Genomic DNA, 24271 nt, shown 5'->3' with positions numbered 1-24271 from the left:
CAATGCCCCGATCATACCCCCTTGGGGCCGCATCGGTCTACATCCGCAGGGCGTAAAACCGAGCCCTAAGGTCAATTGTGAACGCGCATGGCAGGAAATCGCCTGAAAAATCGCTAGTCCAGCCCGCGTTGGGTCAAAAACAGCGTCCAGCGGGCGACGGCGCGGGTATCCACCTCGAAAAACAGCGCCTCGGCATGGCCACGTTGCCAACATTCCTCGATGCCGCGCACCTCGAAGGCCCGTGGGCCGATGCACATGGGCACGGACCCATCAAGGATCGGCTGGCCGAACACATCCGCCGCATAGACGTAGATATAGCGGTTCACCAATTCTTCGCGGATGACATTGGCGCATTGGTTGGTGCCGATCGTCCACCAGCCGCGGGTAACGAATTCCTCCCCCCCGCCATAGGCCAGCCCGCCGCCCGCCTCGCCGATGGCGACGTTGACCACGTCAAAGGACTGGTTGCAGATTGTGAACTCCGCCCGCGCTGCCCCGGCCCCGGCGACCAGTGCCAGCACCGCCGCCGCCCAGCGCGCGCCGAACCGCCCGGTCTGCTGCCAGCGCCGGTGTCGGTGCCTGCCGCGCCCCGGCCCCATGTGCCATGCCCTGTGCTGCGGCCCCCGGCGTCGCCTTGCCCCGTCCCGTCCCGTCACGTCCCGTTCCGCCACCTTCCGTTCCGCCACGTCCTGTCCCGCTTCCGGCGCGGCGCCCCGCGCTGGGCCCGCCCCCCTAGAACAACCGCTCCGCGCGCAATGTCAAACCTCGCGTTCCCGCCTGCGCGCCGGGTATGGCGGGGCCGGGCCGCGCTGCGCGTCTGCCGCATCTATCCTTTGACGAAGCGCGGCGTCATGTTAGCACTTTCCCTATAGTCAACTCTTCGGGCTCAACAGGGACGAGATTTCAACATGCCGCATCCGCACCCAAACCGCCGCCCGCGCGCCACGCGCCTGTCCGCCCTCTGCGCGGGGGTGCTTGGCCTGCCGCTCGCCGCCGCGCCGGTCATGGCGCAGGACACCACCAATTTCGGACTGGAGCTGAACAATGCCCGCGCCGCGGGCGAAGGCTGCCGTCTGACTTATGTCGCCAACAACAACACCGGCACCGATCTGGAGACCACCTCCTACGAGGTTGCGGTCTTCGATCAGGAAGGCGTCGTATCGCGGCTGCTGATCCTCGAATTCGGGGAGTTGCAGGACGGCAAAACCAAGGTCGTGCAATTCGATCTGGCCGATATGGGCTGCGAGGAAATTTCCCGCCTGCTGGTCAATTCCGTCTCGGAATGCACGGCAGAAGGCGGCGCGGAGGCCGATTGCCTCGACGGGCTTGTGACCTCAAGCCGGGCTGAAATCCAGTTCGGGATCTGAGCCGGGCCTGCACGGGGTGGGCGGCTTTGGGGGGTGTCGGCGACAGACCCCGCCGCCTGCCCCGGCCACCTGACCGCGCCCATGTGATCGCACCCGCCTAACCCGCCCGCCTGACCCAGCCTACCCGACGCCCCACGAAACCCACCCCGCCCGTGCCGCAATTTCGCGGCCTGACTGCCCACCGAATTTGACCACGCCGCTTTTCAACACCGCTTTCTCCTGCGCGCCTGCCGCGCCTCATCCCCCCGTGTCCCCCGGCGCGTCCGCAGCCAAGGGCCTCCGCCAAGGCCCGCCCGTGACGCCGCGATCCGCGCCCCAGCCCGGAGCCTGCCATGTCCGCCCTATCCTCCGTCCTGCCGCAAGGGCTCGACAGTTACGCATGGATCATCCTTGGCGTTCTGGCCGCCGTTTCGGTGCTGGCGCTGACCGTCAGCCTTTATAAGGTCGCGCAATTCGCCCGGCTGGGCGTGGGGCGGCGGCGCTCCGCCCGCGCCGTGCTGGACCGCTGGCAGGCCGGAGACGCGAATGCGGCGCTGGCGCTGGCCGCGCGGCGCGATTGCGCAGCGGTGCGGGTGCTGCATGCGACCTTGGCGGCCCGACAGGCGCATCCCCATGACCGTGGCGCCGTGCGCGAGCGCGCGACCCAAGCCGCGCTGGACGAGCTATCGACCCTGACCGGGAGCATGCGCGCGCTGGAGGCCGTGGTGCAGGCGGCGCCGATGCTGGGCCTGTTGGGCACCGTCGTCGGCATGATCGAGGCCTTTGGCCGCCTGTCGCGCGCCGCGGGCGCCGTGGACCCCTCGGTTCTGGCGGGAGGGATCTGGACCGCGCTCATCACCACCGCCGTCGGGCTGGCAATCGCGATTTTCTTCTATTTCGTGGCGATCTGGCTGGAAGGCCGGATCACTGCCGAGCGGGAAACCTATGAAAGCCTGATTTCCGCAGTGCTGCATGGCGGCCCCCACGCGGACGGGCTCCACGCGCCTGTCCCGCCCATGGCCCATCCCGCGCAGTCCCATCCCGCGCGGGCCTGACCCATGCAGTCCGGTGCATCCCCTCCCGGCCCCACGGTGGACCCCGGCCACGATAGCCCGGTCGCCCATCCTGCCCCGCCGCGGCCGGACCCATTGGACATGCGGCCCGCCGCACCCATGACCGACACCCATCCCGTCGCCATTCCAGATCCCCGCCCGCCCCGGCGGATGGTCTTTGCGCTGACGCCCTTGGCCGATGTGATGTTCCAATTGCTGATCTTCTTCATGCTGTCGACGACGCTGGCGCCCTATGCGCTGGTCCCGCTCAGCGCAGCCGCGGCCTCTGACGCGCCGGGCGCCCCGCCTGCGCGCGATGAGGCGCCCTCGGCCACGCCCGCCCCCGCGCGGGGTCTGATCTGGCACGTCGCCGCGGGCCGCATCCGCGAAGGCGCCACGTCCCATCCCATCGCGACCCTGCCCGATCTGCTGGCCCGGCATGTCAGCGACGGGATCGAGGAGATCATGATCTTTGCCGCGCCCGACGCCCGCACACAGGATCTGGCCACCGTGCTGGAGGAAGCCCGTCTGGCGCAGGTGCCGCGCGTACGCCTGATCCCGCGTCCGGGGCGTGGCATGGCCGGGGGGCTGGCCGCGCCCCCCGCATCCGAGATCCGCCCATGATCCGCGCCCGGCTTGCCCCGCCCGCCGCAGCGCCGCGCCATGACTTTGGGCTGGCGCAGGTGAATATCGTCCTGCTGCTGGTGCTTTTCTTTCTGGTCGTGGGCACCATTGTCGAAACCGATGAACTGGCCATCGACCCCGCCGTGACGCAGGATCTGCCGCTTGAACGTCTGCCGCGCCCGCTGCTGGTGCTGACCCCCGGCGGGGGGTGGCTGCTCGACGGGGCCGAGGTGGATCGCGCCACCGCCCTCGCCCGGCTGACCGAAACGCGCGAGGCTCTGCCGACCGTGCATCTGCTCGCCCCGCGTGATCTGCCCGCCGAGGATCTGCTGGCGACGGTGGAGGCGCTGCGCCCTGCGGGGTTGGCGATCACCCTCGTCACCCTGCGCGCATCCCTAGACGGGGCAGGCCCCCTGTGACGGCGGCACTGGCACAGGTGCCGCCCCGCGACCGGGGGCTGTGGCTTGCCTCTATCGTGATCGCGCTCACGGTGCATGCGGCGGGGCTGGCGCTTGCGCTTCGGTTGACGCCCAGCGCTCCGCCGCCGCCCGTCGAGACCCGCGTCAGTGTCGAAGAGATCCGCATGGCGACAAGCACCCCCCGCGCCGCGCCCGCAATTCTGAGCGCCGAGCCTGCCGCCGACGCCCCGGTCGCGGTGGCCCCCGCCGCCAGTCCTGCCGCCAGTTCCCCGGCCAGCCCCGCCGCCAGTCCCGCCGCCCTGACGCCCGCGGAGGTGGTCACCGCCGAAGCCGCTCTTCCCGCAGCGCCCGCTGACCACCCTGCCCTCGCGGCCACGTCTGCTGCCGCTTCGGTTACCGTTGCCACCACCTCCGCGCCGCGTGTCCTTCCAGCCGCCACAGCCCTCCCCACGACCGCAAGCGCCCTGCCGCAACTGTCAGCGACGGAGGCGCCTGATCCCATTTCCGCCGCCCCTGCCGAGCGCTCCGCTGCCCCCGCGCCCGTCGACGCGCGCACAGCGACAGCCACCCCGCGCGTGTCTGCGCAGGCGGCTGTTGATCCGGTCTTTGCTGCGGAGGCCAGCGCGCCCACCCTCTCCAGCGCGGTCACCCCTGCCACGCCCGCTGAAGGGGCGCTTCGGATCTCGGGCCAGCCGGTCACCGGGCAGCCGGCGCAGGCCACCCCTGCCCCCACGCCCACGCCCACGACCACGCCCAGCGCCACCGCGCCTGCCGCGTCTGTCTCAAGCGCGAGCGCAGTTCGGGCACCGCAGATTTCGACGCTTCCCGCAATTCAGACGCCATCCCCCGCCGCTGCCGCCCCGCTGCGGATCGCGCCGCAAGCGGCCGTCACCAGCCTGTCGCCGCGCCCTGACCCGATCCCCGCGCGCCCGGCCCCGGCACAAATCAGCCCCGCGCGCCCGGCCCCCAGCGACACAAGCCCCAAGCGGCTCGCCGCCCTCGCCCCCGCCCCGCAGCAGACGCCCGCTATGCAGCCTGTCCCGACGCCCGGTCCGGCCCCAAGCACCGCGCCCGCACCCGATGCGCCGCCGACCGACGCGCCTGCCCCCGAGACGGACATCACCCCGGCCGAGCGGGACGGCTACCGCGCGATCCTTGACTACCTCGCCACGCAGGACACCGGCCCGTGTTTTGCCGCGCTGCCCGCGCTGGGGCAGGAAACCGGCGCACTGACGCTCGATGCCTTTGGCGAAAGCGCCGCGCGGCTCGATGGCTTTCGCGCCGGGATGGAGGCCGCGACCGGTCTCTCCGCCGCGACCCTGCCCGGCACCTATCTCAAACCCATCAGCCCCCCCCAATGCGCCGCGCTCGATTTTCTGCGCGATGCCGCTCGCTATCCCGCCTTTGGTCTTTATTTCGATCTGCCCGTGCGGGTGATCGCCAGCGGCGCGACGCTGTCGGCCCGGATCCACAACACCAGTGGGCAGGTTTTGCACCTCGTGCTCATCGATGACGAAGGCTTGGTCCAGACGCTCGACGGGTTTTTGCAATTCAGGCGGGGGGCCGGACAGTTCGCGATCCCGATGACGTTTCAGGGCGGACCGATCGTGACGCAGCAACTGTTGCTCGCCATCGCGAGCCCCGTCCCGCTGGACACCGTGCGCCGCGCCAGCGGACAGGAGGCCGCGCCGTTCTTCGCCACGCTGCGCGAGGAACTCACCACCCGCGGCCTGACCCCCGACATGGCGATGGTCGCGTTTTCGGTGGAGTGACGGGGCACGGGGGGCGGTGGCGGGTCTGCATGACGGGACTACGCCAGGCGCGCCCGTTCCGGCGGTCGGCGGGGGGCGGCACAGACACAACGGTAGCCAGCCCGTGGGGTGGCGGTGCTGGGGTTAAGCGGGTGCGCTTTATGGCGCAACTCGCCTCCCCGCTCAGAGGTCAGCGTGAGATGGCAAAGCGCCAGCCCGGGGGGCGGGCAGGCGCTCGCCCGCGCGGCCTTCGGCCTTGTTCGCGGGCGGGGGTGCTGAATTCAGAGGCTACGAGGCATCGCTAATCCAAGTGCAACGGCAGCCTGCCCGTGGGGTGGCGCTGCTGCGGGTGAGCGGCGTGCTTTATGGTGCCAAGTCCCTCCCCGCTCTGAGGTCTGCGCGAGATGACAAAGCGCCAGCCCGTGGGGACGGGCAGGCGCTCGCCCGCGCGGCTTCGCCTTGCTCGCGGGCGAGGGCGCTGAATTCAGAGGCTACGAGGCATAGCTAATCCAAGTGCAACGGCAGCCTGCCCGTGGGGTGGCGCTGCTGCGGGTGATCGACGTGCTTTATGGTGCCAAGTCCCTCCCCGTTCCGAGGTTAGCGTGAGATGGCAAAGCGCCAGCCCGGGGGGCGGGCAGGCGCTCGCCCGCGCGGCTTCGCCTTGCTCGCGGGCGAGGGTGCTGAATTCAGAGGCTACGAGGCATCGCTAATCCAAGTGCAACGGCAGCCTGCCCGTGGGATGGCGCTGCTACGGTTGGACGGCGCGTTTTATGGTGCCACATACCACCCCGCTCTGAGGTCAGCGCGGGGTGGCAAAGCGCCAGCCCGACGGGACGGGCAGGCGCTCGCCCGCGCGGCTTTGCCTTGCTCGCGGGCGGGAGCGCTTAGCACGATGCGTGCCGCCCCGCCCCGATCGGCGGCGGTGCAGTCCCGATCCCCACACCCCCCCCCCACGTCGCGCCTATCTCGGCGCAAACGGCACCTCTCCTTGCGTCAAACAGGCCGCGCGGGTTGCAGCTTGGCCCCTGCCGGCCCTACATCTGGGGAAACGAATAACGGAGAGCTTTATGACCCTGCCCCTGCCCACCCCGCAGTTTGACGCCACGGCCACCACCGGCGGAGGCAGCGGGGCGTTCGGCGATTTGCCCGAATGGGATCTTAGCGATCTCTACCCCGCGCCCGATGCGGCGGAGCTGAAGCGCGATCTGGACTGGCTCGAAGCCGCCTGCACCGATTTCGCCCGCGATTACGAAGGTCAGCTGGCCGGGCTCGATGCGCGCGGCATGCTGGACTGCGTCCTGCGCTATGAGAAGATCGACATCGTGGCCGGGCGGATCATGTCCTATGCCGGTCTGCGCTATTACCAGAACACGATGGATGGCGAGCGCGCGAAATTCTTGGGCGATTGTCAGGAGGCGATCACCAATTACACCACGCCGCTGGTGTTCTTTACGCTGGAACTGAACCGTATCCCCGATGCGACGCTCGATGCGCTGTTCGATGAAAGCGCGGAGTTGAGCCGCTACCGCCCGATCTTTGAGCGGATGCGGGCCATGCGCCCCTATCAGCTGTCCGACGAGCTGGAGAAGTTCCTCCACGATCAATCCACCATCGGTGCGGCGGCGTGGAACCGGCTGTTTGATGAGACGGTCGCCGGGCTGACTTTCCATGTGAATGGCGAGGAGCTGAACCTCGAAGCGACCACCACCCTGCTCACCGAGCAGGACCGCGCCACCCGCGAGGCCGCCGCCCGCGAAATCGCGCGGGTGCTGGGCGACAACATCAAACTCTTTGCCCGCGTGCACAACACGCTGACCAAGGAGAAGGAGATCGAAGATCGCTGGCGCGGCATGCCGAGCCCGCAGACGGGCCGTCACCTTGCCAACCATGTCGAGCCGGAGGTTGTCGAGGCGCTGCGCAACGCCGTGGTCAACGCCTATCCGAAACTGTCGCATCGCTACTATGAGCTGAAGCGCAAATGGCTGGGGCTCGACACGCTACAGGTCTGGGACCGCAACGCGCCGCTGCCGATGGAAACCACCCGCACCGTCGGCTGGGATCAGGCCGAAAAGACGGTGATGGACGCCTATGCCGATTTCTCGCCGCGCATGGCCGAAATCGCGGAGCCGTTCTTTACCAAGGGGTGGATCGATGCGGGCGTGAAGCCGGGCAAGGCACCGGGCGCTTTCGCGCATCCGACCGTGTCCGACGTGCATCCTTATGTGATGCTGAACTATCTGGGCAAACCGCGCGATGTGATGACGCTGGCCCATGAGCTGGGCCACGGCGTGCATCAGGTTCTGGCCGCCGGTCAGGGCGAATTGCTGTCGGCCACGCCGCTCACGCTGGCGGAAACCGCGTCGGTCTTTGGCGAGATGCTGACCTTCCGCAAATTGCTGGCGAACGCCCCCTCGGATGCGGAGCGTAAGGTGCTGCTGGCCGGTAAGGTCGAGGACATGATCAACACCGTCGTGCGGCAGATCGCGTTCTACGATTTCGAGTGCAAGCTGCACGAGGCCCGACGCGGCGGCGAATTGACGGTCGAGGACATCAACGCGCTGTGGATGAGCGTGCAGGCCGAAAGCCTCGGGCCGGCGTTCACCTTCATGGAAGGCTATGAGACGTTCTGGTCCTATGTGCCTCATTTCGTCCACTCGCCGTTCTACGTCTATGCCTATGCGTTCGGCGACGGGTTGGTGAACGCGCTTTATGCCGTCTACGAGCAGGGCGAGCCTGATTTTCAGGAGAAATACTTCGACATGCTCAAGGCAGGCGGGTCGAAGCACCACAAGGAACTGCTGGCGCCCTTCGGGCTCGATGCCAGCGATCCTGCCTTCTGGGACAAGGGTTTGGGGATGATTTCATCTTTCATTGACCAACTCGAGGCCATGGAAAAGTCTTAACCTCTCGATATTCCCTGTCGGATAGGCACGCGCAGATCCGACAGGGGCAGACATGGCAGATAACGACAGCCACACTCCCGCCACAACCGGCGACGACACATATCGCGGCACCAATGCCAGCGACAGCAGCAACGGCGATGATCACATCTCGGGCGGCGGCGGCTCGGACACCATTTCCGGCGGCAGCGGCAATGACACCATCACCGGGGACGCCGCGCAGGCCGGTCAGTGGGCCTATTATCAATTCACCTACGATTTCAGTTCCGCCCATGGGCAGGCGTTCGATATCGAAAAGGGCGAGATGGTCGGCTCCGGCTATGTCGACGATTTCGCGCCCGGCACGCTTTATAACGCCGAGACCGGCAGCAGCGGCAGCCCCGAAGATTTCGGCACCATCTATGTCAGCACGCTGAACGTCACCGAAGGCGGCAGCTACTTCTTCGGCAGCCGCTCCGATGACGGCTCCACCATCGAGATCTACGATTCCGCCGGTAACCCGGTGCTATGGGACAATTACGATTCCCAAGGGCGGCTGACCTCGACCGACCAGCCCTATATGAACAACGACTACCACCAGTCCGCCGCGACCCGGTATGGCGAGGTGGATCTGGCCTCCGGGCAAAGCTACACGATCGTGGTGCGCCACTGGGAGAACCAGGGCGAAGAGGTGCTCGACATCGGCGTGAACGGCCCCGACACCGGCGGCAACACCATGCTGATCAACGATACCGGCATGATCGGCACCCCGCCTGACAGCTATAACGGGATGAGCGCACAGGGCGTCGAAGGCGACGACGTGATCGATGGCGGCGACGGCGACGATACGATCCACGGCGATGGCGGGCGCGACACCATCACCGGCGGGCGCGGCAACGACACCATTGATGGCGGCAGCGGCGACGACACGATTTCCGGCGGCTCCGGTCATGACGTGATCGACGGCGGCGACGGCAATGATACGATCGATGGCGGGTCGGGCAACGACACCCTGCGCGGCGGGGCAGGCGACGACACGATTTCAGGCGGGACCGGCGATGACACCATCGATGGCGGTGCGGGCGATGACCGGATCAGCGCTGGCACCGGCTCGGACAGTATCACCACCGGCACCGGCGCGGATTTCGTCGAAGGCGGCAGCTTCGGCGGTGACAAATACACCTCTGACATCATCACCGATTTCGACACCGATCTGGATATCGCGGATCTCAGCGGCTTTTTCGAGCATGCCAGCGACCTGCGGGAAGCCACGACCATCGTCGATGGCAATGCGGTCGTGCGCCTGCCCGATGGCTCTTCGGTCACGTTCAAAGGCGTGGGCGACCGGGCGCTGCTGACCCATGAAAACACGCTGGTGCCTTGCTTCAGTGCAGGCACGCGGGTAATGACCCCGCGCGGTCTGCGCGCCGTCGAAACGCTGGAGCGCGGCGATCTGATCGTGACCCGCGATCACGGGCTGCGCCCCTTGGCATGGATCGGGCGGCGGCGGCTGAGCGCGGCGGATCTGCATGCCGCGCCGAATTTCCGCCCCGTTCTGATCCGCGCGCACAGCTTTGGCCCTGGCCTGCCCGCGCGCGACATTCGCGTCAGCCCGCAACACCGCATCCTGACCACCGGCGCGGCGACGCTGCTCGCCTCCGGCCACGAAGAGGCGCTGGCCCCCGCCTGTCACCTGCTGCGCGCCCAAGGCGTGGAGCGCGTCGATGCGCCCGAGGGCATCACCTATGTCCACCTGATGTTCGACGATCACGAGGTGGTCGAAACAGAGGGGCTGTGGACCGAGAGCCTCCTGCCCACCGCCCCCGCGCTCGGCGCTTTCGCGCAGGATGCCCGGCGGGAGTTGGTGCAGTTGTTCCCCGAACTTGCCGCCGCCCCGACCCGTGGCGGCATCCCCAGCGCCCGCCCGATCCTCACCAAATGGGAAGCCGCCTTGGTGGCGTGAGCGGACTGCGTGCGATGGGCGACACCGCCCGGTGGCAAGTCGGTTTGGCGAAAGGTCCGCGCATCGCGGGAAACAGTCGCCCTTAGCGCAACGGGAGCCTGCCCGTGGGATGGCGCTGCTGCGGCTGAGCGGGTGTGCTTTATAGTGCCGTGTTTCTTCCCATTCCGACATCAGCGAGGGGTGGCCAAGCGCCAGCCCGGCGGGACGGGCAGGTGCTCGCCCGCGCGCTTCGCTTGTTCGCGGGCGGGGGTGCGACGTTCGGCGGGGCTGGCGTTCGATGGCTGAGCACAACAGTAGCCTGCCTGTGGGATGGCGCTGCTCCGGTTGAGCGCCGCGTTTTATGGTGACACCCACCTCTCCCCGATCAGGGGTAAGCGCGAGGTGGCAAAGCGCCAGCCCGGGGGGCGGGCAGGCGCTCGCTCTCGCGGCCTTCGGCCTTGTCCGAGAGCGGGTGCGCTGAGTTCAGAGGCTGTCTCAGGATCGGTAAGCGAAGCGCAACAGGAGCCTGCCCGTAGGGTGGCGCTGCTACGGATAAGCGAGTGCGCTTTATCCGAGCCACTCCCCTCTTCGCTCCGAGGTCAGCGTAAGATGGCAAAGCGCCAGCCCGGGGGGACGGGCAGGCGCTCGCTCTCGCGGCCTGTGGCCTTGTTCGAGAGCGGGTGTGCCTAGATCCACGCGGCGCGCAGACCGGTGCCTGTATGGCGGAACCCTGTCGCGCCCGTCCCGTCAGGGGCGGGCGTCGTTGCGCGCGCCGTTGACTGCGCCGTTCGCCGGGCCCCGGCGAAGCGTGGTTTCCAACCGGTCGGCGAAGGCGGAGCGCTCGGCGGGGGTCATTTCCGACAGCCGCGTCACCAGCAGATCACGGCTCAGGGTCTGCCGGCGGGCGATGAAGTCATTTTGCTCCTGCATGCGGGCGCGCAGCGCATCGGGGTCAAACGGGTCCGCGCGCAGCAGAGTGAGCGTGGCCTCGAAGCTTTCGCGCATTTCGCGGAAACCCTGCTTGGAACTGCCGGCGCGGGTGCGGAACGTCTCGGCCAGAGCCAGCCGGTCGGGCACCTCCAGCGCGGTGCCGTAAGGCCCGATATTCAGCATCCGATCCGCGCGCGCCACATCGGCCACTCGCGCAGGATCGCGCCCGGCCCGGCGTTCACCACCATCGCCGCGGGCGGCGTCGCCCGGCCCGCCCATATGCGCCATCTCGCGGCCACCATCCGGCCCACGGCTGTGGTGGCTGAACATGGTGCCACCGACAACCCCCAGCACAGCAAGGTTCACCGCCAGCGACACCACCAGCAGAACCTGCATCCAGCGCGGGGCGCGGCGACCGGCTTCGGGCGCGGGGGGAGGCGTGCTTGGCTCAGCCATCGGCAAGAATTCCTTCGTAAGCGGACCAATCCGCAGTGAAACCGTATTCACCCAGCAAGGCGTCGCTCAAGACCTCATCGCTTCCGGTGCTTGCCGCGGTCAGGGCGCCGGTGGTGGTGGTGACGCCGCCGGAGGTCGTGCTGCCGATGAACGCGCCTGTCACGCTATCGAGACCGGCAGGTTGATCGACGCCAATCCAGACCCCGGCCATCGTCGCAGCGGCAAGACCGGCAGCGGCGGGCCAGCCCCCGATCCCGCGCAAAAGCGCCGCAAGGCTCCAGCGGCCCGGTGCTTTCGATGCCGCCGTGGGAGGTGTGTCGGCACGTGCGGACGCTGGCGCAACGCCGCTGTCGCTGAGCCGCACAGCGGCGCGCGCGTCCTGCTCGGCCTCCGCATCGCTTAAAATACGCGCCAGCAGGTCGGGCGTCGCCGGGTCCAGATCCGCACGGTTTTGCCGGGCTGCGGCAAACATGGCGTCCAGTTCGGCCTCCGCCGCGGGGCTGAGGGCAGGTTCATCATAACGGTCAGTCATCACTCAACCCCAATTCTTCGCGCCGGGCCAGCAGGAGCGCCGCGAGCGCGCGCTTGCCCCGCGCGGTCAGGCTCTCCACCGCCTCGACGGTAATATCCATAGCCGTTGCAATTTCCGGGTTCGACCATCCTTCGATGTGGCGCAGCGCGACGGCTTCGCGCTGGCGTTCCGGGAGGGCGTTCAAAGCCTGCTCGAGCGCTTCGGCACGGGCGGCGATCTGCATCCGTTCTTCGGCCCTCGGCGTGTCGTCTTCGGGCTCCGCGATCTGGTCGAGACCGACGCCGCGCCGTTTGCGCAGCCGGTCGGTGCACAGGTTCGCCGTCACCCGATAGAGCCAGGTCGTGACCTTGGCCTCGCCGGGGCGCCAATCGGGCGCGATCCGCCAAAGCCGCAGCATAGCCTCCTGCGCGACGTCCTCGGCCTCGGCCTGATCGCGCAGCATCCGACGGGCCTGTGCGACCACAGCCGGTGTCAGGCGCAGCGTCAGGGAACGTGCAGCGCTTCTGTCGCCATTGGCGTAGAGCACCAGAAGGGTGTCGTCCGGTATGTCGATCATCGCGTCCAGGGGCATGGTCCTCGTTCCATGTGCCTAGTGGCTCCCCCTCGCCCGCGCAACCATGGCGGACATGCACGAGCAAGGGAGTGCCGGTGGCGGCGGGGCGGATCATGGGTCTCCGCCCCGCCATCCGCATCAGTTGCCCTGCGGGGCTGCCGGTGCGGTGGCCGGTGCATCCGCCGGGGCGTTGGCCGGGGCGCTACCCGGTGCGTTGGCGGGGCGGTTGGGGCGCATCGCCTGACGGGCTGCGTCGAACTCGGCTTCCGAAATCGCGCCGTCGCCGTCCGTGTCGAAATCGGCAAAGCTCGGTGCCGGGCCGCGCTGCATGGGCCCGCGGGCGCCATCACGGCCATTGTCGCGGGCGCCGCCGCGCTCACCACCGCGTTCGCCGCCGCGCTCGCCACGCTCGCCGTGGTCGCCGCCGCGACGGTCATCGCCGTGGCCGCGGTCGCCTTTGTGACCCATCATGCCACCTTTGCGGTCGCCGCCTTTATGGTCGCCGCGCTTTTCCATGCGCTGCTGCATCCGGTCCTGCGCGGAGGTGAACTCCTCCTCGCTGACAACGCCGTCATCGTCGGCGTCGAAACGCTCGAACATGCGGGTCGCGCCTTTGGCCATCGGGCTTGCGGCCATTTCTTCGGCGCTGATGGTGCCGCTGTCATCGGTGTCGAGCTGGCTCAGCATACGCTGGGCGTGGCGCTCGGCCTGCTGCTGCTGCATATGGGCCGCGATTTCCTCGGCGGTGATGTCGCCGCTGCCATCGGTATCGGCCTCGGCAAAGCGGGCGGTCTGCCATGCGGTGACTTCGGCGGTCGAGATTTCGCCATTGCCATCGGTGTCGAGGTCCGCGAATGCGGGCATCATTCCGGCATGGGCGCCACGGGTCGTCGTGGCGGTGTCGGTCTGCGCGAAGGGCGCGGTGGCCATGCCTGTAGCCATCAGGACGCTCAGAAGGGCAATCCGTTTCATGTGGTCTCTCCTCAGTTGCTCTGAACACGGGGGTTAGAGGTGGCGGGCCAGATCGCGACGAGGTGCCTCAGGGTCGGCCAGCGTCTTGGGGAGACTGACCGGAAGCGTCGCGGTGGCGGCTGCCGTCCGTGTTGTGAGAGGTAAACGCAGCCCGCCGCGCCTTCCGTCGCCAAACCGCAATTTTTTCACGACACGAGCCTGTGAGCGGGATGTGAGGCGGGTGCGCGAGGCACGCGCCGCTCCCCTCCCGCGGATGCGCGACGCGCTACAGGGAGCGCCGTTCAGGACGCGCGTGCCCGTGACGCGAGAGGCCCGCCGGAGCGCATACAGCGACATCCCGCCGCACGGACATTTCGTCTACTCGAAACAGGTGCGCTTGGCGCCGATATATGAGACCTGCCGGGTCAGGGGGCGCAGACTTGCCTGCCGCACCGCCCGCAGCGACACTTGGCCTATTCTAGCGAGATGAGGACCTGCATGCAGACCCAGACGCCGCATTCCGAGCAGATCTCTGCCCTCCCCGGAGAGCTTGCACGGTCCCGCGCCCATGCCACCGCGCATGCCGGGACCGATGGCGCGGAGACCGTCATGGACGCGCCCGCCCCCCGTGACGCGGCGCAGAACGGTGCCCGCTCGGCGGAGCGCCCGCTAAAACCTGCGCTGCTGCATGGCTGGCGCGGGCGCTGCCCGAATTGCGGCTCTGGTCCGATGCTGAAAGGCTATCTGAAGGTGCGCGACACCTGCCCCGTTTGCGCGCAGGAATTGCACCACCACCGCGCCGATGACGGCCCTGCCTATCTGACGATCTTGCTGGTGGGGCATATCATGGCACCGATGCTGCATCTGGCCTTTACCCATCTGCGACCCGATCCGCTGATCCTTGCCACGTCGTTTTCGATCGGCTGCGTGGCGTTGTCGCTGTATCTGCTGCCGCGACTGAAAGGGGCGATGGTCGGCCTGCAATGGGCCAAGCGCATGCATGGCTTCGCCGCGCCGCAGGCCGCAGGCTAAGGTGGGGTCCGGCGCGCCTGACCCCGTGCTGCGCCATGCCGCGACGCTGATCCTGCATCGGCACGGTGCCGACGGCCCGGAAGTTCTGATGGGCCAGCGCGCGCGAAAGGCGGCGTTCATGCCGTCGAAATTCGTGTTTCCCGGCGGCGCGCTCGATCCCGGCGACGCGCATATGCGGCTTGCGGGGGCGCTGTCCCCCGCCTGCCGCTCGCGGCTTTGCATCGACGGCGCCTGCGAGCGTGACGGGCCGGACGCCCCCCTGCCCGAGGCGCTGGTCGCCGCCGCGATCCGTGAATTATGGGAAGAAACCGGGCTGATGCTGGCACGCCCCGAGCCGTGGAGCACGGCAGATCTGGCAGCCATCCCCCCCGGCTGGGACGCCTTTGCGCAGGCCGGGTTGCGCCCTGATGCCAGCGCCTGCCGGTTTGTGTTTCGCGCCGTCACGCCGCCCGCCCGCAGCCGCAGGTTCGACGCGCGCTTCTTTGCGGCCCGCGCGGCGGCGGTGGCGGGGGATGTGGATGATTTTTCGCGCGCGCAGCCGGAACTGGGCGCGTTGCAATGGGTGCCACTGCGCCGCGCTCGGAGCTTTGACCTGCCGTTCATCACAACGGTGGTTCTGGCCGAGTTGTCGCATCTGCTGAGCCACCCCGAACCGGGCGTGCCAGACGACGTGCCTTTTGTCCGCAACGACGACATCGTGAGCAATATCAGACGGCTGCGGTGATCTCGGCTGCATTAACGCGCCTTTAACCCTGATCGGGGCACAAAGTCGGGGCCGGTTCGGTGACCGGCGTCACTTGTGCAGGTCAGGGATGCGCCATGCAGGCACTCGATCCGGGTCAGCTACACCCCGTTGAGGTCCGGGTCGATGCCCGGCACCCGACCGCGCACGGCATGCTGCGTCTTGTGGGGGCACAGGCGCAGCTGCACCCGGTCGCCGGCCGCGTCCCCTTGGGCGAATTGCTGCGGGGGGCGGGCGTCATTTCCGACCGCGACCTGCGCGCCGCGCTGCGCCTGCGACCCTGCCGGGAGGCCCCGTTGGGACAGATCCTGATGGCGCACGGGCTGATCACGGCGGAGGATCTGACCCGGCACCTGGCACGCCAATGGCAGGTGCGCGTGGCCGCGTTGGATCAACGCCCCCCCGATCCCGCGCTTCTCGACCGGCTGGACCCGACGCGCTGCCTGCGCGCGGGGCTGGTACCGTGGCGGCGGCTGGGCGGCGTGACGCTGATTGCCACCGCCCATCCCGACAGGTTCGACGCCGCGCGCCGCTGGCTGGAGCCAGCCCTGGGCCCCGTCTCCATGACCGTCGCCACCGAGGACGCGATCACCCGTGCGCTGCATACCACCGCCGCTGCGCGGCTGGTGGCCGCCGCCGAAACCCGCTGTCCCGAGACGCTGAGCTGCCGCCCGATGGGAGCATGGCGCTGGCGCGTGACGCTGGGCATGGGTATGGCTGCGCTTGGCGCGCTGACCATCGCGGCCCCAGGGGCCGTCTTTGTCGCGGTGTTCACACTGGCGCTGGTGCTGGCGGGGCTGTCGCAACTGCTGAAAATCGCCGCCACCTGTGCCGCACGACGCCCGGCGCGCGCGCCGACCCGGCAAACCGCACCCGGCGCGGCCACCCCGCCCGCGCTCACCCGGACCCTGCATCCCCGCCCGCCGCGGCAGGCAGACATCGCGGAGACGGGCGCCGAAGGGGCCATTCCGCTGGGCATCATGCCGGGGCCGATGCTGCCCGCGGTGTCCATGCTGGTGCCGCTCTACCACGAACATGTCATCGCCGGGCGGCTGCTGCACCGGCTGCGGGCACAGCGCTATCCGCCTGAACTCCTTGAAATCTGTTTGATCGTCGAGACGGGCGATGATCTGACGCGCGCCACGCTTGCCGGCACCCGGCTGCCCCGCAATGCCCGGGTGATCGTGGTGCCGCCCGGCGCCCTGCGCACCAAACCGCGCGCGATGAATTTCGCGCTCGACCACTGCCGCGGCAGCATCATCGGCATTTGGGACGCCGAAGACGCGCCCGAGCCCGATCAGGTTATGAAAGCGGTGCAGGGTTTTGCCGCGCGTCCGCCGCAGGTCGGCTGCCTGCAGGGTGTGCTCGACATCTACAATTCGCGCAGCAGCTGGCTGTCGCGCTGTTTCGCCATCGATTACGGGATCTGGTTCCGGCTGGTCCTGCCCGGCATCGCGCGTCTGGGGCTGGCCGTCCCGCTGGGGGGGACGACCGTGTTCTTTCGCCGCGCCGCTCTGGAGGCCGTGGGGGGATGGGACGCGCATAACGTGACCGAGGATGCGGATCTGGGCCTGCGCCTGCGTCGTGCGGGCTACCGCACCGAGATGATTGGCACCGTCACGCAGGAAGAGGCGACGCGCAGCGCATGGCCGTGGATTCGCCAGCGCAGCCGCTGGATCAAAGGCTACGCGATGACCTGGGCCGTGCATATGCGGGCGCCCGTGCAGCTATGGCGCGCCATCGGTCCGCGCGCGTTTTTCGGTGTGCAACTGATGTTCGCAGGCGCGGTGGTGCAGACGCTGGCCGCGCCGGTTCTATGGTCCGCGTGGGCAATCCCGCTGGGCCTGCCGCATCCGCTGCGCGCAACCGTCGTGGCGCATCCCCTCGCGGCGGGGATGGTCGCGACCGGATTGGCGCTGTGCGGTTTGGTCAACATGGTCTGTGGGATGATCGCCGTGTCGCGCCCCCAACGCCGCCACCTGCGAGCGTGGGTTCCGGCCCTGACGCTCTACTACCCGCTCGCGACGCTCGCCGCGTGGAAGGCGCTGGCAGAATTGATCTGGCGTCCGTTTTTCTGGGACAAGACCGCCCATGGCCTCGCCACCCGCCGCCCGCAAGCGGACAGATTACCAACGGTCGGCGGAAATGACGCGACGGGCGCCGACGCGCCTCACACCGCGCAGGGCGCAGGGCCGGGACACCCGCACACCAGCGCCAGCGGCGACGGCCCATCGGGGCCTGAGACGCGACATGACGGACCCGAGCACCCGACCGACGATATGAGCGCCGATATGGCGCCGGACCGTCCGGGCAGGAGCGGAGATCGCACAGCCGCGTCTCCCCAGGGCGCCGTGCCCCCCTGCGGCGCCCCCCGGGCAAAGGATCAACGCCGCAAGGCCCGGATACAGGCGGTCCTATCCCACCCGCCCACCGCATCCGAGCGCATGGCCCGCGCGGCCACAGAGACAATCCCCCTACGCGCCATTGTCATGGAGGAGGTGTTGTTTCCCCATTCCCCCCGATAACCCGACCGGCACCTGCAAATGCGACGTGTCGTGCCCGGAGGGCGGGCCGCCTGCCGATGGCGTCTGCGCCGCGTGGTCTGCCCCATAGCTGACCTAATCACGGGTTCGAAGCGGCCGGCCTGACGGGTGGCGCTGTGGTGACGGGCACCGTTTCGCCTGCCACGACCCAAAGCGGCGCCGCACCAGCGCGACGCAATCCCCACACCAACGCAGTCTGTTCTCGCTCCATTCAGCCGTTGGGCCATGACCCGCCCCGTCTACCTCCGCTCAGCCGTTGTGGCGTCACCCGTCCTATGTATCGCCAGTCATTGGTTTGGCCATGATATCGCCCGGCCAGTTTCAGTCAGCGGTTTGGACCCGTCCACCGCCAGTCAGCGGTTAGAACGTGACGCGGTTCTTCTACATCTGCTCAGCGACTGGGTCGTCACATCGGCCGGACACCTTCCGGCCAGCGATTGGATCACCGCACAGGCCATCGAATTCGGATCAACGATTAGCGTTTCATTTCGCCCGCCCGATACGGATCTGCGGTTGGAACGTGACGCGGGTCACCTACCTCCGCTTAGCAATTGGTCGTCACATCGGCCGGACACCTTCCGGCCAGCGATTGGATCACCGGACAACCCATCGAACCCCGATCAACGATTAGCTCTTCAATTTTGCTGCTCTACAGGAATCAGCGTTGGCCATGCCGCACCCCGTCTACCTCTACCCAGAGACTGGGTCGCCGCACGGCCCTGACACATCCCGGCCAGCGGTTAGATCAGCTCATGATGCCATCCAGCCCTGATCGCCGAACGGGTCGATCCTTGCCCCCCAAATCCCGCTCAGCGGTTGGTCGCCACATGATCGGTCCATCCCCGCTCAGCGGCTGGCTCCCGTCACGCACCTGCCACCTCCCAAACGTCGCACCACCACGCGGGCTAGCGGGTGGCGTCAGAGATCTTTGGTCAGGGGGCCACCGGCTTCTGCGCGTCTTGCTTCAGCCGCTGCACGAAAGCGTTCGAGATATGGCTGCGCAGGCTAGCATCAGCGGCGTCTTCGTCCCGGGCGCCGATGGCATCGACGATTTGCTGATGTTCGCTGAGCGCGGTCTCGCTGCGTCCTTCGACCGCGAGAGAGGTCGTCGCCATCAACGCCATCGAACGGTAGACAAGGTCCAGTTGCTGCACCAGAAACCGGTTATGCGAGGCCAGATGGATCTGGCGGTGAAAGCGGCGGTTGGCGCGGGCCAGGGCATTCGGGTCGGGCATCAACGCGCGATCCTCGACGATCATATCGCCCAGCACGCGCACTTCCTCGGCGGTGGCGTGACGAGCGGCCAGCCGCGCGGCCAGCCCCTCCAATTCGCAGCGCACGACATATAGTTCGGCCAATTGATTATGATCGAGCGACGCCACGATCAGCGAGCGCCCGTCCCGTTCCAGCAGGGATTGCGTCTCGAGCCGCTGCAAGGCCTCGCGCACCGGGGTGCGGGAGACGCCAAACCGCTCGGCCAGTTCGGATTCCACCAGCCTGTCACCGGGTTTGTATAGCCCGGTGTCGATTGCATCGAGGATCATCCCGTAGGCGTCCTTCTGGACGAATTTGGCGCCTGCCATGGACTTTACCCTTTGCTGCGATGCCCCGGCTGCACGCGCGCGGGTCAGGACGCGCAGGCTACAGGCGGGCGGGCAGGCAGATCAAGCCGCAACGGGCGCGATCCGCTGGCAGTGTGACCTGCGGATGAAGGCCGGGGATGCGGCGGGGGCGTTTGGGCATCCGGCCTTGCCCCTTGGTGGGCGGCATGAGGCCGCGCCCGGCACCCGACAGGCTCCGCGCGGCCGCGATTGCACCGCTGCGTGCGGAGGGCTAGGGTCGCGGGATGCAAGATCACATGACCTCTCCCGCCGCGCGCGCTACGGATGCGTCCGCCACTGGTTCGACCGCGCCCACCGTCCCGGCTTGGGCGCTGGACGGGCTGCGCGCCGCATTCGATCATGTGCGGATCTGGGTCTTTGACCTCGACAACACGCTCTACCCTCCGGCGGTGCGGCTGTTCGACCAGATTGAAGTCAAGATGACCGATTGGGTGATGCGCAGTATCGGCGTGGACCGGGCCGAGGCCGACCGCCTGCGGAAGCTCTACTGGGCGGAGCATGGCACCACCTTGGCGGGGCTTATGCAGGTGCATGGCATCGCGCCCGACGGCTATCTGAAAGAAGTGCACGAGATCGACCTGAGCGCCCTGCCCCGCGATCCGGCGCTGGCGGCGGCGATTGGCGCCCTGCCGGGGCGGCGGATCGTCTATACCAACGGCACCAAACCCTATGCGGAGCGGGTGCTGGCGGCGCGTGGGCTGACGGGGATTTTTGACGCGGTCTATGGGGTGGAGCATGCGGGCTACCTTCCCAAACCGCAGCGCGCGGCGTTCGAGGCCGTGTTCGCGACCGATGGTGTCGACCCGGCCCGCGCCGCAATGTTCGAGGACGACCCGCGCAACCTGTCGGTGCCTCATGACATGGGGATGCGCACCGTGCTGGTCGGGCCGCTCGCCCCGCCGCTGGAGGCCGAGGCCGCGCATATCCATTACCGCACTGACAGCCTGACCGCATTTTTGCGGGCGATTGGGCCGCAGGGCTAATCCCCACGCCTGCCTGCCCCGCCGCGATGAGGCGGCGCAGTCCTGCGCCGTGCAGTGGCGGCGGGCGCGGCGCTGCGCTATCTGTCCCAGCGCGGCGGCCCCTTGTTGGCGGCCCTGATCCGACGCCTAAGCAATGAAGGAGCCGCGATGACACGGCAGAACACCGATATCGTGATCGCGGGCGGCGGCATTGCCGGGCTATCGGCTGCGGCGGCGTTGGGGGCTGCGGGGTTCCGGGTGATGCTGGTGTCGCCCGATGTGCCCGTGACGCGAGGGGGCGATGCGGCGGCGGATCTGCGCTCGACCGCGTTTTTGCAGCCGGCGCGCGCGCTATACGAACGGATCGGGCTGTGGGATCGGGTCGCAGGGCAAGCCACGCCGCTGGAGGTGCTGCGCATCGTCGATGCCCATGTCACGCCCGAGGGCGGTGATCCGCAGGTGCGCGACAGCCGCGAATTCCATGCAGGCGAGATCGCCGAAACGGCGGGCGGCCCGTTTGGCTGGAACCTGCTGAACTGGCAGGTGCTGGGCGGGCTGATGGACCTGTTGGAGGGGATGGACAACGTCACACTGCGGTTTGGCACCTCGGTCACCGGTATGGTGCGGCGCGATGCGCAAGCCATCGTCCGGCTGGCGGATGGCAGTTCTGTCACCGCGCGGCTGGTGATCGGTGCGGACGGGCGCGACAGCGCGGTGCGGGAGGCCGCCGGGATCGGTCATGACCTGACGCGCTATGGCCAGAAATCGCTGGCGTTCGTGGCCACGCATGAGGTGCCGCACGGCAATGCCTCGACCGAGATCTATGTGCAGGGCGGGCCGTTCACCACCGTGCCGCTGCCGGACCTAGAGGGCAAACCCGCCTCGGCCATCGTGTGGATGAACCCCGGACCGGAAACCGTGCGTTTGGCCGGGTTGCCGGAGGCGGAATTCAACGCCGCGATGCGCGCACGCGCCTGTGACTGGCTGGGCGCAATGGAATTGGCGAGCCGCCGGGCGATGTTTCCGATCATCGGGCTGAAGGCACAGGCCCTGACGGCACAGCGCGTGGCGCTGGTGGCGGAGGCCGCGCATGTGCTGCCGCCCATCGGGGCGCAGGGGCTGAACACTTCGCTCAACGATATCGTGGCGTTGGTGGCGGCGCTGGAGGGGGCACCCGATCCCGGCGCGCCGGAGGTTCTGGACCGCTACGCCGCTGCAAGGGCGCGTGACATCGGGTTGCGGGTGCAGGCGATTGACCTGTTCAACCGGGTGACACGCTCCGGCGCGCCGGGATTGCAGGCGCTGCGGCTGGCGGGGTTGCGCGGGCTTTACGGTTTGGCGCCGTTGCGGCGGGCGGTGATGCGGGCGGGCTTGGCGCCGGTGACGGGAGACCCGGCGCAGGCCGTGCGTCGGGACTAGCCCCGCACCGCCCGGTTGACAGCGGCGGCCGCAACCGGCATCTGATCCCCCGAACCATATACCCGCAACCGGGCGCTCCGTGGGCGCCAAACCGACGAGGAGGCCGCGCGATGGCCCAGATTTCCCTCACATTTCCCGATGGCGCGAGCCGTGACTACCCCGCTGGCGTGACCGCCGCCGAGGTGGCGCAGTCCATTTCGCCCAGCCTTGCGAAAAAGGCGATCTCTGCCGAACTCGATGGTCGGCACTGGGATCTGCAATGGCCGATCGAGGCCGATGGCGCGATTTCGCTTTTCACGATGAAGGACGACGCCCCCGCGCTGGAACTGATCCGGCACGATCTGGCGCATATCATGGCCCGTGCAGTGCAGGAGCTGTGGCCCGATGTGAGGGTCACCATCGGCCCGGTCATTGCCAATGGCTGGTATTACGATTTCGACCGGGCGGAGCCGTTCACCCCCGAAGATCTGGGCGTCATCGAGAAAAAGATGAAGGAGATCATCAATCTCCGCGATCCGGTCCGCACCGAGGTCTGGGAACGTGACCGCGCCATCCAGCATTACAAAGACACCGGCGAGCCCTATAAGGTGGAGCTGATCGAAGCCATTCCCGGCACCGAGCCGATCCGCATGTATTGGCACGGCGACTGGCAGGATCTGTGCCGCGGCCCGCATCTGCAACATACCGGGCAGGTTCCGGCGGATGCGTTCCGGCTGATGTCCATTGCCGGGGCCTATTGGCGCGGCGACAGCACCCGCCCCATGCTGCAGCGGATCTACGGCGTGGCCTTCCAGAACAAGGAGGGGCTGAAGCAGCACCTGACCATGCTGGAGGAAGCCGCCAAGCGTGATCACCGCCGTCTGGGTCGCGAGATGGAGCTGTTCCATTTTCAGGAGGAGGCCCCGGGCCGTCCGTTCTGGCATCCCAATGGCTGGCGCGTCTACACGACGTTGCAGGACTACATGCGCCGCCGTCAGTATGAAGGCGGCTATGTCGAGGTGAACACCCCGCAGGTCGTCGACCGCAAGCTGTGGGAAGCCTCCGGCCACTGGGACAACTACCAAGAGCACATGTTCATCGTCGAAGTGGACGAGGAACACGCCCGCGAGAAAGCGATCAACGCGCTCAAGCCGATGAACTGCCCCTGCCATGTGCAGGTGTTCAATCAGGGCCTGAAATCCTATCGCGATCTGCCGCTGCGCATGGCCGAGTTCGGCGCCTGTAACCGCTATGAGCCCTCGGGCGCGCTGCATGGCCTGATGCGGGTGCGCGGCTTTACGCAGGATGACGCGCATATCTTCTGCACCGAAGAGCAGATCGAGGCGGAGACTGCGAAATTCATCGAACTGCTTGCCTCGGTCTATCGTGACCTTGGCTTCGAGAGTTTCGACATCAAGCTGTCGACCCGCCCCGAAAAGCGCGTCGGCACCGAAGAATCGTGGGATTATGTCGAGGCCGCGCTGGAAAACGCGATCAAGAAGACCGGCCACCCCTATGAGATCGATCCCGGCGAGGGCGCGTTCTATGGCCCGAAGCTCGATTTCAAACTGACCGACGCCATCGGGCGGGAATGGCAGTGCGGCACGTTCCAGGTCGATCCCAACCTGCCGGAACGGCTGGACGCGAATTACGTCGGCAAAGACGGTGCGAAACATCGCCCCTTCATGCTGCACCGCGCCATCGTCGGCAGTTTCGAGCGGTTCCTCGGCATCCTGATCGAGAACTTCGCCGGGCGTCTGCCCCTGTGGCTTGCCCCGCGTCAGGTGGTCGTCGCGTCGATCGTGTCGGATGCCGATGAGTATGTTCTGGCGGTCACCGAGAAGCTGCGCGCCGCCGGTCTGCGCGCCGAAGCCGACACCCGCAACGAGAAGATCAACTACAAGGTCCGCGAGCACAGCCTTGGCAAAGTGCCGGTGATTCTGGCGGTTGGTCAGCGCGAGGTCGAGGAAGGCACCGTGTCCGCCCGCCGTCTGGGCGAAAAGCAAAGCCGCACGGTCGCGCTGGACGAGATCGTGGCAGACCTCGCTGCCGAAGCCACCCCGCCCGACCTCGCCCGCCGCGCGGGCTAAGGGCACACGGAGCGGGGCGCCCGGACGGAGCGGCGCCCCGAAGGCCCGAACCTTGCGCTCCGCGAACAGGGCCGTCGCCTGCGCGGGCAAGCGCCCGGACCCGCCGGAACGCCCCCTAGATCACACGCCCAGCGCAGTCTGCACCGCCGGGGTCCAGCCCAGATGCAACGTGCCGTCATCCGTTTCGATCAGCGGGCGTTTCATCAGGGCGGGATGGGTGGCAAGCAGGTCCACCGGGTCCGCCGCGCGCTCCGCCTCCGACAGGCCGCGCCATGTCGTCGAGCGGGTGTTGAGCAGCGCCGCGCCCAGCTGCCCATGCAGCGCCGCGAGCCTGTCGCGGCCGAGCGGCTCTGCCCTGACATCGACGAATTCCGCGTCCGGCAGCGCACGAACGGCCTTGCGGCAGGTGTCACAGGTCTTGAGGCCGAATATCTTCATGCCATGCGT

The 24271-nt window shown here is 68.0% G+C and carries 20 protein-coding genes; 13 read left to right on the top strand and 7 right to left on the bottom strand.

What is annotated here, in order from left to right; genetic code table 11:
- Nucleotides 1–113: 113 nt before the first annotated feature.
- Complete coding sequence (locus CBW24_RS05140; protein ID WP_232530145.1) at nucleotides 114–686, bottom strand: DUF1036 domain-containing protein; 573 nt, start codon at nucleotides 684–686, stop codon at nucleotides 114–116.
- Between the two features lie 222 nt (nucleotides 687–908).
- Here CBW24_RS05140 and CBW24_RS05135 point away from each other — a divergent pair, with 222 nt between their 5' ends.
- From CBW24_RS05135 to CBW24_RS05105, 7 genes are all read left to right on the top strand, one after another.
- Nucleotides 909–1367 (top strand): hypothetical protein, encoded by a 459-nt coding sequence (locus CBW24_RS05135; protein ID WP_232530143.1) that lies wholly within the window; start codon nucleotides 909–911, stop codon nucleotides 1365–1367.
- A 332-nt stretch (nucleotides 1368–1699) separates the two neighbouring features.
- Entirely contained in the window at nucleotides 1700–2401 is a 702-nt protein-coding gene (locus tag CBW24_RS05130; RefSeq protein WP_097372883.1) for a MotA/TolQ/ExbB proton channel family protein, read from the top strand.
- A gap of 117 nt (nucleotides 2402–2518) precedes the next feature.
- Nucleotides 2519–3022 (top strand): ExbD/TolR family protein, encoded by a 504-nt coding sequence (locus tag CBW24_RS05125; RefSeq protein WP_198405232.1) that lies wholly within the window; start codon nucleotides 2519–2521, stop codon nucleotides 3020–3022.
- Nucleotides 3019–3441 carry a biopolymer transporter ExbD gene (locus CBW24_RS05120; RefSeq protein ID WP_097372881.1) on the top strand — a complete coding sequence of 141 codons (423 nt, stop codon included), beginning with the start codon at nucleotides 3019–3021 and terminating at the stop codon, nucleotides 3439–3441. Before CBW24_RS05125 ends, CBW24_RS05120 begins: the two co-directional genes overlap by 4 nt.
- Nucleotides 3438–5213 carry a hypothetical protein gene (locus tag CBW24_RS05115; RefSeq protein ID WP_097372880.1) on the top strand — a complete coding sequence of 592 codons (1776 nt, stop codon included), beginning with the start codon at nucleotides 3438–3440 and terminating at the stop codon, nucleotides 5211–5213. The genes CBW24_RS05120 and CBW24_RS05115 overlap by 4 nt, the downstream gene beginning before the upstream one ends.
- 1046 nt (nucleotides 5214–6259) lie before the next feature.
- Nucleotides 6260–8095: a M3 family oligoendopeptidase gene (locus CBW24_RS05110; RefSeq protein ID WP_088662180.1), complete on the top strand. Its 1836-nt coding sequence runs from the start codon at nucleotides 6260–6262 to the stop codon at nucleotides 8093–8095.
- A gap of 52 nt (nucleotides 8096–8147) precedes the next feature.
- Nucleotides 8148–10034: a Hint domain-containing protein gene (locus CBW24_RS05105; RefSeq protein WP_097372879.1), complete on the top strand. Its 1887-nt coding sequence runs from the start codon at nucleotides 8148–8150 to the stop codon at nucleotides 10032–10034.
- Nucleotides 10035–10760: 726 nt separating this feature from the next.
- Here the strand turns inward: CBW24_RS05105 and CBW24_RS05100 are convergent.
- From CBW24_RS05100 to CBW24_RS05085, 4 genes are all read right to left on the bottom strand, one after another.
- Nucleotides 10761–11399, bottom strand: a complete 639-nt coding sequence (locus tag CBW24_RS05100) for a periplasmic heavy metal sensor (protein ID WP_097372878.1) — start codon at nucleotides 11397–11399, stop codon at nucleotides 10761–10763.
- Nucleotides 11392–11931 (bottom strand): hypothetical protein, encoded by a 540-nt coding sequence (locus tag CBW24_RS05095; protein ID WP_097372877.1) that lies wholly within the window; start codon nucleotides 11929–11931, stop codon nucleotides 11392–11394. The genes CBW24_RS05100 and CBW24_RS05095 overlap by 8 nt, the downstream gene beginning before the upstream one ends.
- On the bottom strand, nucleotides 11924–12502 hold the full coding sequence (locus CBW24_RS05090) for an RNA polymerase sigma factor (RefSeq protein ID WP_088662184.1): 579 nt from the start codon (nucleotides 12500–12502) through the stop codon (nucleotides 11924–11926). The genes CBW24_RS05095 and CBW24_RS05090 overlap by 8 nt, the downstream gene beginning before the upstream one ends.
- A 120-nt stretch (nucleotides 12503–12622) precedes the next feature.
- Nucleotides 12623–13456 carry an EF-hand domain-containing protein gene (locus CBW24_RS05085; RefSeq protein ID WP_097372876.1) on the bottom strand — a complete coding sequence of 278 codons (834 nt, stop codon included), beginning with the start codon at nucleotides 13454–13456 and terminating at the stop codon, nucleotides 12623–12625.
- A 588-nt stretch (nucleotides 13457–14044) separates the two neighbouring features.
- On the opposite strand from CBW24_RS05085, the gene CBW24_RS05080 reads away from it, so the two are divergent.
- The 3 genes from CBW24_RS05080 to CBW24_RS05070 all read left to right on the top strand — a co-directional run bounded on the left by CBW24_RS05080 (nucleotide 14045) and on the right by CBW24_RS05070 (nucleotide 17734).
- Nucleotides 14045–14467 carry a DUF983 domain-containing protein gene (locus CBW24_RS05080; RefSeq protein WP_097374131.1) on the top strand — a complete coding sequence of 141 codons (423 nt, stop codon included), beginning with the start codon at nucleotides 14045–14047 and terminating at the stop codon, nucleotides 14465–14467.
- A complete protein-coding gene (locus tag CBW24_RS05075; RefSeq protein WP_097372875.1) occupies nucleotides 14436–15191 on the top strand; it encodes an NUDIX hydrolase in 756 nt (251 codons plus the stop codon). The genes CBW24_RS05080 and CBW24_RS05075 overlap by 32 nt, the downstream gene beginning before the upstream one ends.
- 95 nt (nucleotides 15192–15286) lie before the next feature.
- Nucleotides 15287–17734 carry a glycosyltransferase gene (locus CBW24_RS05070; protein WP_097372874.1) on the top strand — a complete coding sequence of 816 codons (2448 nt, stop codon included), beginning with the start codon at nucleotides 15287–15289 and terminating at the stop codon, nucleotides 17732–17734.
- A 950-nt stretch (nucleotides 17735–18684) separates the two neighbouring features.
- On the opposite strand, the gene CBW24_RS05065 is transcribed toward CBW24_RS05070, so the two are convergent.
- Nucleotides 18685–19335 carry a GntR family transcriptional regulator gene (locus CBW24_RS05065; protein WP_088662188.1) on the bottom strand — a complete coding sequence of 217 codons (651 nt, stop codon included), beginning with the start codon at nucleotides 19333–19335 and terminating at the stop codon, nucleotides 18685–18687.
- A gap of 275 nt (nucleotides 19336–19610) precedes the next feature.
- On the opposite strand from CBW24_RS05065, the gene CBW24_RS05060 reads away from it, so the two are divergent.
- The 3 genes from CBW24_RS05060 to thrS all read left to right on the top strand — a co-directional run bounded on the left by CBW24_RS05060 (nucleotide 19611) and on the right by thrS (nucleotide 23824).
- Complete coding sequence (locus CBW24_RS05060) at nucleotides 19611–20357, top strand: pyrimidine 5'-nucleotidase (protein WP_097372873.1); 747 nt, start codon at nucleotides 19611–19613, stop codon at nucleotides 20355–20357.
- 147 nt (nucleotides 20358–20504) lie between these two features.
- On the top strand, nucleotides 20505–21755 hold the full coding sequence (locus CBW24_RS05055) for an FAD-dependent monooxygenase (RefSeq protein ID WP_097374130.1): 1251 nt from the start codon (nucleotides 20505–20507) through the stop codon (nucleotides 21753–21755).
- Nucleotides 21756–21865: 110 nt separating this feature from the next.
- Entirely contained in the window at nucleotides 21866–23824 is a 1959-nt protein-coding gene (gene thrS / locus CBW24_RS05050; protein WP_097372872.1) for a threonine--tRNA ligase, read from the top strand.
- A 120-nt stretch (nucleotides 23825–23944) separates the two neighbouring features.
- Here thrS and CBW24_RS05045 read toward each other — a convergent pair whose 3' ends face one another.
- Nucleotides 23945–24262, bottom strand: a complete 318-nt coding sequence (locus CBW24_RS05045; protein WP_097372871.1) for an arsenate reductase family protein — start codon at nucleotides 24260–24262, stop codon at nucleotides 23945–23947.
- Between the last annotated feature and the right edge of the window lie 9 nt (nucleotides 24263–24271).

Origin of the sequence: Pacificitalea manganoxidans (assembly GCF_002504165.1) — a bacterium.
GTDB lineage: Bacteria > Pseudomonadota > Alphaproteobacteria > Rhodobacterales > Rhodobacteraceae > Pacificitalea > Pacificitalea manganoxidans.
The sequence above is the reverse complement of the archived record's forward strand: the minus strand, read 5'-3'. Positions and strand labels throughout refer to the sequence as shown.